The following is a 9308-nucleotide window of genomic DNA, read 5'->3' on the forward strand; positions in this document are numbered from 1 at the left end:
TTTGTTAAACATTTGTATTTGTTGGCGCCAATTCTGGCTATTTTGGCCTTATTTGGGGTATATAGACTCATTAAAGCCAATGATCGCCCGATTCCACATTACGAGCCCAAGCAGGTCGAAGATACGTGGTCTGCCGAAGAATACATGCGCCATTTGAACTTGAAACCCTTCAACCAGCGCGAAGTTCACCGTCTGTTGCTCAAGCGCACTCGCCAAAAAGAAGGCGTGTACCTCGAAAGCCTGTTGCCGGTCATGGATACCGCTGGTCTAGAAATCATTCGCTGCTACCATAAGGTGATGGGTGACGATTACGTGCCCGTGATTACCAGCGGAAACGATTACCCTTACCACTTGCCAAATTCAAAGCATTATAAGAATGCGGCCATGGATTTCCGTATTGTCGACATGCCCCTAAACAAGCGCCGCCAGGTTGTAGAAATGGCCCAAGATAAACTCGGGCCACGCTTCAAGGTGCTCTGGGAAAAAGGTGAAATGGAGCACCTCCATGTCGAAATGACTGAGGCCGAATAGATTACTTACAGCAACGGAATCCGACGTTGGGGTACTGGTTCTGCGGGTAGAAACTGAACTTATTGTCGGTGCACTTACTTTCGTTGTTAGTGTTCCAGGCACCGCCAGCAACTAAGTACATATTCGGGTGATCCTTGCTCGTAGTCGAAGTCCATTCCCAAAGGTTTCCGTTCATGTCGTACATGCCGTACCAGCTGCGGCACTGTTCCTTACGGCCACTGCGCTTGGCTGCCTTTGTGTTGGTGTTGCACTTGTTCTGCTTATAGCTGTCGCCGTAGCTGTAGCGAGTGTTGTCCTTGCTCTTGCAAGCGGCCTGCCATTCGGCGAGGCTGCAAAGGTGCTTGCCTTCTTGCTGGCAAAGGCTTGCGGCCTGTTCCTGGCTCACCATGTCGCGGGGGAGTTCGTCAGCCTTGTTCGGGTATTCGTAAGCGTCTACGCAAACGGTCTTGCCGCCGAGCGGAACGGGGTAGGCGTTCTTGCCGCAAATGTTGTCGCTGGCCATGTCGTATTTGGCTTCTTCCCAAGCAGAGCGGTTGCCCACGGAGTCTTCGGCGTAGAAGAATACGCTTCCGGTCTTATTGTATTCGATGGCCTTGCCTGCTTCTTGAGCGTGGAGCGTGTCGCCAATCGAAAGGAATGTCTTACACTTGATTTCTTCGCACTTAACCTTGAGCTTAATCGGGTCGTAGTAACGGCCTGCAGGCGGCGCAATTTCGGCAACGGGCGGCACCTGGTCGGCGGCACGGATGCTGTCTTGAATGCGCTTCTTTTCGAGTGAATCGGCCTTGGCTTTTTCGATAGCTGCCAAGGAATCGGCGATGCGTTGCAGGCTGTCGGCGCGAGCTTTGTCAATGGCGGCAAGGCTATCCTTGATGCGGTTCAGACTGTCGCGCACGTGGCGAATGCTGTCGCGGTTCACGTTGTTCTGGAGGGCCGCCAAAGAGTCTGCAATGCGCAGGCTGTCAGCGATGCGAGAACTGTCGGCACTGAGCTTTGCCAAAGAATCGGCCATACGGATGCTATCGGCACGAGCCTGTTCCAGTGCACGCAGGCTATCGAGCGTCTGACGGCGTTGCATTTCAAGAGCTGTTTCCTGCTCCTTGGCGAGCGCTTCTTGCTTGATTTGGTCCAAGTGGCACTGCACAATAAAAAGGGTCACCAACAAGAGGAACATCAACACGAGAATGGCGATGTTCTTCTTTTTGCGTTTGTTTTTCTGCTGTTCTTCGTTTTCGTTTGCCATAAAGTCTAGCCTGCTTTTTCTTCGGCGGTTTCGGTCTTTGCCGATTCACGGACGTCGTTAAAGAGTTCGCCCCAGTGGCGAATGATTTCTTGCTTGAGTTCGGCGACGCTGATGTTTCTGCGCAGCGTGTTGCGGTAGGCGATAGAGATGTAGCCAGTTTCTTCGGACACCACGATCACTAAGGCATCGCATTCGGCGGCGAGTGCTTTTGCGGCGCGGTGGCGCATGCCGTAGCCCGCTTCTTTTTCGGCGTTACCCGTGGGCATAGGCAAGATACAGCCGGCTGCAATAATGCGCTTGCTGTTCATAATCACGGCTCCATCGTGCAAAGCGGAATTTGGGAAGAAGAGGGCACGTAAAAGTCTTGAACTGATTCGTGCATCCAAGATTTCACCGGTGTCAGCGTAGTTGCGGAGTCCCACGCGCTTTTCAAGCACAATCAGCGCACCGGTGTGTGTCTTTGCCAGGTCTTGGCAGGCGCTTGCGATGGTCTTGGTGATTTCGTCGAGGCCGCTGGAATGGAAAAACAGGTTGTGAAAGTCGAGTTTACTGGCTGCCTGACCGATACGGGTAAGGGCGCTTCGAATTTCGGGCTGGAAAAGAATCACGAGGGCGATAATACCGAGGGTCGCGAGGTTACTGATAAGCCACACGACGGTATGGAGTTCCCACCACTGTGCAATAATCCAGGCAAGAATCAGCAACAAACCACCGAAAATCATCTGGGCGGCACGCGTACCGCGGAACAGCAAGAATATGTAGTAAATGATGATGGATATCAGGAGCACGTCCAGAATATCTGCCGGACGCACATCGATAATCCCGAATAGCTTAAACAGAATCATTTCTTAATGCCTCCAAATACAGCAAGGATTCCTTGGCCTCTTTCACATCGTGCACGCGAATGCAGCTTGCTCCACCAAGTACGGCCACGATTCCTGCCGTAACGGTCGGAATCAAGCGGTCGCTCGTTTCGAGGCCGGGCATTTTACCAATATAGGACTTGCGCGAGGTTCCGATGAGAACGGGGTAGCCGTCTTTCAGGAATTCTTCGGTGGATTTCATCAAATTGATGTTGTCCTGCGCGGTTTTTCCGAATCCAATACCCGGATCAATGCAAATCTTTTCGCGTTCGACGCCGAGGTCCAAAAGCTTTTTCACCTGCGACAAGAGCTCTTCGCGGACTTCCTGTACTACGTTCGTGTACGGCTTGAAGTCCTGTTGCATGGTGCCAAAATTTCCGCGAATGTGGTTCAGCACGACGGCTGCCTTGGTGTCTGCGACGGTCTGGAGCATGTTCGGGTCCATGGCGCAGGCGCTAATGTCGTTGATGATGTGCGCGCCGAGCTTCATGGTCTCTTCGGCGACCTTGGCTTTGACCGTATCGACCGAGATGTAGAATTCGCGTTCTTTGGCGAGCTTGGCCAGGCGTTCTACCACGGGGCAGACTCGGTCCAGTTCTTCTTGCAGGCTGACAGGGGCGCTTCCCGGACGGCTGCTTTCGCCACCGATGTCCAAGATTTCGGCGCCCTGGTCCAAAAGCATCATGGCATGTTCGTAAGCGGCGTCAGGCTTGTTGTGCTTGCCGCCGTCAAAAAAACTGTCCGGAGTCACATTCACAATACCCATGATCAGCGGGGTTTTGCAAGGCAAAACCTTGTTGCCGATTTTCCAAGGGAGAGAGCGACTATGATCCAGAACTTCTTTGAACATTACGAGTTTTCCTGATGAGATTCTACAGTAGATGATTGGGCATCGCCATCATTTGCCGGGGTGGTTCCGGCGGCGGGTGCGGGCTTGATTTCGGCAACGGGGGCGTCAGTAACCGGGGCCACGGGCGGTTGTTTGCCCGGGTCAGGAGGCGGCGTGTTTTCACGCTTTTTCTTCGCTTCCATTTCTTCGAGTGCCTTGTACTGGCGGCTCTTCTTGGTACCGGTCAGCTTTTCGCCGGCCATTACGCGGTCAATTTCTTCGCGGTCAAGCACTTCGAATTCGAACAGTGCTTCGGCGAGGTCAATCAGCTTGTCCTTGTTTTCTTCAATGAGTTTCTTGGCGGCCAAGTCTAAACGCTTGATGAGGTTGTTCACCGCATTGTCGATCTTTTCGGCCATCATTTCGGACATTTCCTTCGGCTTGCTAATTTCGCGGCCGAGGAACACTTCGCCGTCGGTGCGGCTGTAGCAGACCGGCCCGATTTCGTCGTCAAAACCCCATTCGGTCACCATCTTGCGGGCAAGTTCGGTAGCGCGCTGAATGTCGTTGCTGGCTCCCGTGCTCTGGTGGTTGAAGAAGATGAGTTCGGCGAGGCGACCAGACATCATGATCATGATGCGTTCTTCGGCGTATTCGCGGCTGTAGCTTACTTGGTCGCGTTCGGGCAGACTCATGGTCACGCCGAGGGCGCGTCCGCGCGGGATAATCGTAATCTTGTGGAGCGGGTCGGAATGCTTGCACAAGAGCGTCATCAAGGCGTGGCCTGCTTCGTGGTAAGCGGTGTGGCGCTTTTCTTCGTCGGTCATCAGGAGCGTGCGGCGCTCGGCACCCATGCTGAGCTTGTCGCGGGCTTCTTCAAAGTCGAGCATCGTGACTTTCTTGTTGTTAAAACGTGCTGCCAAGAGGGCGGCTTCGTTCACCAAGTTTTCGAGGTCTGCACCTGCAAGACCAGGAGTTCCCTTTGCGACGGCCTTCACGTCTACATCGTCGGCCAGAGGAACCTTACGCTTTTTCAGGTGAACCTTCAAGATTTCTTCGCGGCCCTTCAGGTCGGGGAGTCCCACCACAATCTGGCGGTCAAAGCGGCCGGGGCGCAGCAATGCCTTGTCGAGTACGTCGGGGCGGTTGGTCGCGGCAATCAAAATAACGCCTTCGTTGGCGGTAAAGCCGTCCATTTCCACCAGCAACTGGTCTGTTCGCGTTCATCGTGACCGCCACCGAGACCAGCGCCACGCTGGCGACCTACGGCGTCGATTTCGTCGATGAACAGAATACACGGGGCGTTCTTCTTGCCGGTTTCAAAGAGGTCGCGCACGCGGCTTGCGCCCACGCCCACGAACATTTCCACAAAGTCAGAACCGGACATGCTAAAGAACGGAACGCCTGCTTCGCCTGCAACTGCACGGGCCAAAAGCGTCTTACCGGTACCCGGAGGGCCAACCAGCAAAGCGCCCTTCGGAATGCGTCCGCCGAGGGCATCGAATTTCTTCGGGTCCTTCAGGAATTCCACGAGTTCCTGCAAGTCCTGCTTGGCTTCGTCGCAGCCGGCCACGTCGTTAAAGGTCGTCTTTTGCTTACCGTTCAACTGTTTTGCCTGGCTCTTGCCAAAGCTGAACGGACCCTTGCCGCCGCCACCCATCTGGCGGTTCATCATCAGGTAGAAGAATACAATCAGGAGAATCGCGGGCAGGAACGCGACAATCGTATCGAGCCAGGTGCTGGATTCGTGAATGACCTTGACTTTGACGCCCTTGAACATTTCCCAGGCGGTAATCTGGTCGTTGCTGACTTCCAGCATGTGGCTGCGGAAAGCTTTAGTGTTGCCGTTGTCGGCCGATTTGGTGAAACGGGCGAGAGCGCTTTGGCTCTTTTTGGCTTCAGCCTTTTCTTCGGCACTCATTTCGCGTTTGCCTTCGATAATCACGCCATCGGGGGTCTTCTGGAGCGAAAGTTCGGTAATGACCTTGGTGGAGTCGCCCATCATGGCCAAAAATTCGGTGCGCGTCATGTCGTTTTCGCCGTCTTTCCCTGCAAGCGGGAACATGACGAACAACAAAAGAATCATCACCAACAAAATGATAAAGTTCTTGCTACGGTAGGGAGGGGTCGGTTTAGGTTGACTCATAAATTCCTTTTATACGTTCACTTGCAAGATACAAATTTTAGGGCTGCCTCAACGCTTTCAAATTCGCAAATCCTGACAGTAGAGCCGTTTTTGGCGATAGCTCGCTTGCGGTAAGCGGCGCGTACGGGAATTTTAACATGTGCGGGCTCTTTTTGGTCGTAAAAGAACCCGATCGGGAAGCGGAAGCCCTGCTCCGAAAGCCATAACCGGAACATTTCGGAAAGGTCTGTACTTTCGTGAGCGAGCAGAACCTTGCGAAGCTTTTTCTTGTCCAATGCGATTCCAGCCTTCAAGTCATGCTGACGAAGGTCAGCATCAGCTTTCTCGGCCTTCAAAACGGGCGCGAAAAGCGACTCGCTAGCATTCATCACTTTCGCATACGCTTTGTCTGCCAACAGGGCAATTCTGCATAATTGCATCGCAGCACCGGGACACTCTTTTTCCAGCTGCGGTAGGAATTCGTGCCGTACTTTGTTTCGTGCGAACTTTACATCGGAATTGCTTTCGTCTTCGCACCACTCAAGATTGTTTTCGCGAGCATACGCAAGAAGTTCCGCCCGAGTCACATTCAGAAAAGGACGGTAAATGTTGTCTCGTACTTCCTGAATCCCCTTGAGTCCCGCAAGCGTTGTTCCTCGGCGAAGTCGCATGTACATGGTTTCCGCCTGGTCGCCTGCATGATGCGCTGTCACGATGGCGTTGCAATTTTCGGCGGCTTCCTGCAGCGCGTTGTACCTTGCGTCCCTTGCGTTTTCTTCGAGCGAACCCTCGGCATTTTTTAGCGCTTCGCCGTCCAGTTTCTTCAAGAAAAATGGAATGTCGTGTGCCTTCGCGAATGCTTCAACAAATGCGGCGTCGCGGTCGGCTGTTCCGACCCGCAGCCCGTGATGCACATGCGCAATTCCTAGCCATTCAATGCCCAATCTCTCTTTATTGCAAATAAAATAATGCACCAAACAAATAGAATCCAGCCCGCCCGAAACTGCAAGCAACAAGCGTTTGAAACCATGACGGCGAATATTTTGCAATAAATCAAGACTCAATCAAATAGACTCTCTAGACAGGCATTGAATTCTTCTTGGTTGCCTTTTGCGTAAGATGAAACATATCCATCGAAATCGTCAATTTGAAGATAGGGAAGATATTCTTCGGAACAGTATTTAGACGACTTGATCGGTGTGGTTTCCGATATTAAAACGCATTCTTTTTTATCTGTTGACAAGGCGATTTTTGTATAAATTGTTTCGTTGCTATTTATAATTTTTGTTGTTATTTCATCAATAGATAATGTACCCTTGTCTTTAATGCTTATGAGTGTTTTAGTGCCTGTGGAATCTATCAAGATTCCGTTTTCTGCATATTTCGTGGCACGTTGAGCGGCGCTCATTTCATCGTAGATTCCTAATCTAGAATGCGAGACTTTTTCGATTAATTTGAATATTTGGTAGTTATAATCGATGGGATAGGTTAGGCTGTTATAAATGGTGTCTCTTGATATGAGATAGGAATATTTTTGAGTGCAGCTGGTATAGTCATCATTTAGGTTGTAATAGCAAAGGCGTTCCCATTCGCTTTCGAGTGCTGTATTCTTTCCGTAATAGGTCTCCTTTGCGCTGGGCTCTTCATAAGAACCCGCAAGGACTTTGTCTAAATCCACATGGTAAAGGGTGAGAGTGTCGTTGGAGATTTCGTAGAAATAGGCGTTATCAGAGGTATCTGCCTTTATGGAGAAAACATTGTTTTTATAAGTACATCTTGGTTCTGTTGTGTAAAAATAGGGCTTGCCGTCTAGTTCCCCGAATGTAGGAACTAGTTTTATGACGATTTTGTTGTCGCCGAAATCTGGAATGGCTTGATTATTTGAAGAAGACGAGGATTGTTCATTTTCTGTACTAGAGGAACTGGCTTCTTGAACGCTAGACGATGATTCAGCCTTGTCGCTAGAAGAACTTGCTTCTTGAACGCTTGAAGAAGAATTCTGATTTTCCTTTTTTTCAGAAGACGAACTAACGATTTCCTCGTCCGTAGACGATTCGATAGCTACATCTTCTGAAGAAGACGAAAGTTCCTGGTCATCTGCCGACGATGAATTGTCGTCACCGCAGGCGACCATCAGCAGCGCGGAGAACAGAATGCAGTATGCTTTTTTCATAAAAAATCCTTTGTATGTCCTAAAAATAATTTATATTTGCCCCTCAAGGAGGCCGTTATGGCTAAAAACGACGCAAAAGAAAGCGCAAGGCTCAGAACGTCAGAACGCTGCGCATCGACGGCTCCCAGAATGGAGCCACCCTGCGGACAAGAATCGTCCGCGACAAGACGAAGTACACCAGAACTCTTAAACACAAAAAGTCCCTCGCCGACGCGGGGGATTTCCCTTTATTGAATTCTTATTTCAGGTTGAATTGCTTGATACATTCTTCGAATTCATTGTCGTTATCGCTAGATCCTTGAAGTTGTTTGATAAATGTTCGATGAATGTTGCTGTATTCGCTTTCAACGACATCTTGGCTGTGGTCGCCGTTTTCGCAGTATTCTTGCGTTATTTCAACATTTTTTTGCCACCAGGTGCAGGTGGTTCCTTGATAGGTTATTTGATTAGTGAATGTTGAAATTTGCGTGGGGTCCATCTCTAATATGTGGTTGAATGATACTTCGAAGATTTGGTCGTTTACGGAAAGGTCTGCCTTATCTAAATCCTTGGCGAGAATCCACATGTCGTTGCTTATAAAGACTGTGTCAGTCGAAAGAGCCTGAATGTTTTGAAGTTTATTGTTGCAGAGCTCTTCTCTTTGCTCATCATTAAATAAATCATAGATGACGCCGCAATATTGGCGTGGTTCGGGTGTGTATTTTGATCCTTTGATTTTGCTGCGTGTTGTTATGGTTCTCTGTTGAGGTGCCAGTGTAAGGGTGATTTTATAGTTGGATGGTATTTCAGAGTATTCTCCTTTATAAATTCTTCCGACACATTCCCATGTTGAAAATATAGATTTGGAAGTGCCGACGTATACGGTTGCGGTTTCTATGGTTTCGCAGGCGTCTCCGATATAATCGCATTCGTAAAGGGTGTCGTTAGACATCTTGTAGCCGAAGGAGTGATAAATCAAAAATTTAAGAGAGTCTCCTCCAAATTGTTCTTCTAATTCTGAACTATTATATTTGTTAAATGCTTCCATGTAATCTTCGGCGACCCACTTGAATGTGTTCGTGGTGGAATCGTAGTCGCATTCTTCTTCAAGGAAGTAGTATCTCAAATATTTTTCATCGAAAAATGAAAAATTATCGATTTTCACTGTAGTAATCCATCCGTCTTCAGAAATGATACCCATCGACGAAGAAGATTTTTCTTTTACTTCTGAGGATGATGATTCCCCCTTGTCGCTAGAAGAATTTGCTTCTTGAACGCTTGAAGAAGAATTCTGATTTTCCTTTTTTTCAGAAGACGAACTAACGATTTCCTCGTCCGTAGACGATTCGATAGAGGTTTCTTCCGAAGAAGATGAAAGTTCATTGTCGTTGGCTGACGATGAATTGTCATCGCCGCAGGCGACCATCAGCAGCGCGGAGAACAGAATGCAGTATGCTTTTTTCATGAAAAAATCCTTTGTATGTCCTAAAAATAATTTATATTTGCCCCTCAAGGAGGCCGTTATGGCTAAAAACGACGCAAAAGAAAGCGCAAGGCTCAGAACG

At 49.6% G+C, this 9308-nt stretch carries 6 protein-coding genes and 2 pseudogenes; 1 reads left to right on the plus strand and 7 read right to left on the minus strand.

Going from position 1 to position 9308, the window contains the following annotated elements:
- Nucleotides 1-42 precede the first annotated feature (42 nt).
- Nucleotides 43-531, plus strand: a complete 489-nt coding sequence (locus tag QZN53_RS10640) for a hypothetical protein (protein WP_163438940.1) — start codon at nucleotides 43-45, stop codon at nucleotides 529-531.
- A gap of 1 nt (nucleotide 532) precedes the next feature.
- On the opposite strand, the gene QZN53_RS10645 is transcribed toward QZN53_RS10640, so the two are convergent.
- The 7 genes and pseudogenes from QZN53_RS10645 to QZN53_RS10680 form a co-directional block, all read right to left on the minus strand.
- A complete protein-coding gene (locus QZN53_RS10645) occupies nucleotides 533-1774 on the minus strand; it encodes an SUMF1/EgtB/PvdO family nonheme iron enzyme (RefSeq protein ID WP_163438941.1) in 1242 nt (413 codons plus the stop codon).
- Between the two features lie 5 nt (nucleotides 1775-1779).
- The gene (gene cdaA / locus QZN53_RS10650) at nucleotides 1780-2619 is read right to left on the minus strand and encodes a diadenylate cyclase CdaA (RefSeq protein WP_163438942.1); all 840 of its coding nucleotides are present in this window, start codon (nucleotides 2617-2619) and stop codon (nucleotides 1780-1782) included.
- On the minus strand, nucleotides 2606-3487 hold the full coding sequence (folP, locus tag QZN53_RS10655) for a dihydropteroate synthase (RefSeq protein WP_163438943.1): 882 nt from the start codon (nucleotides 3485-3487) through the stop codon (nucleotides 2606-2608). Before folP ends, cdaA begins: the two co-directional genes overlap by 14 nt.
- Nucleotides 3487-5612: pseudogene (gene ftsH, locus QZN53_RS12990) on the minus strand (ATP-dependent zinc metalloprotease FtsH). Before ftsH ends, folP begins: the two are co-directional and overlap by 1 nt.
- Before the next feature lie 17 nt (nucleotides 5613-5629).
- Nucleotides 5630-6655, minus strand: a complete 1026-nt coding sequence (tilS, locus tag QZN53_RS10670) for a tRNA lysidine(34) synthetase TilS (RefSeq protein WP_163438944.1) — start codon at nucleotides 6653-6655, stop codon at nucleotides 5630-5632.
- On the minus strand, nucleotides 6652-7764 hold the full coding sequence (locus QZN53_RS10675; protein WP_163438945.1) for a hypothetical protein: 1113 nt from the start codon (nucleotides 7762-7764) through the stop codon (nucleotides 6652-6654). The genes tilS and QZN53_RS10675 overlap by 4 nt, the downstream gene beginning before the upstream one ends.
- A 238-nt stretch (nucleotides 7765-8002) precedes the next feature.
- A pseudogene (locus tag QZN53_RS10680) lies at nucleotides 8003-9308 on the minus strand (hypothetical protein); the annotation flags it as partial.

Source organism: uncultured Fibrobacter sp. (assembly GCF_900316465.1).
GTDB lineage: Bacteria > Fibrobacterota > Fibrobacteria > Fibrobacterales > Fibrobacteraceae > Fibrobacter.

Bases quoted from the DNA above. Each gene is read 5' to 3' on its own strand.
- QZN53_RS10645 (WP_163438941.1), bottom strand. From the start codon at position 1,774: ATGGCAAACGAAAACGAAGAACAGCAGAAAAACAAACGCAAAAAGAAG.
- cdaA (WP_163438942.1), bottom strand. From the start codon at position 2,619: ATGATTCTGTTTAAGCTATTCGGGATTATCGATGTGCGTCCGGCAGAT.
- folP (WP_163438943.1), bottom strand. From the start codon at position 3,487: ATGTTCAAAGAAGTTCTGGATCATAGTCGCTCTCTCCCTTGGAAAATC.
- QZN53_RS10675 (WP_163438945.1), bottom strand. From the start codon at position 7,764: ATGAAAAAAGCATACTGCATTCTGTTCTCCGCGCTGCTGATGGTCGCC.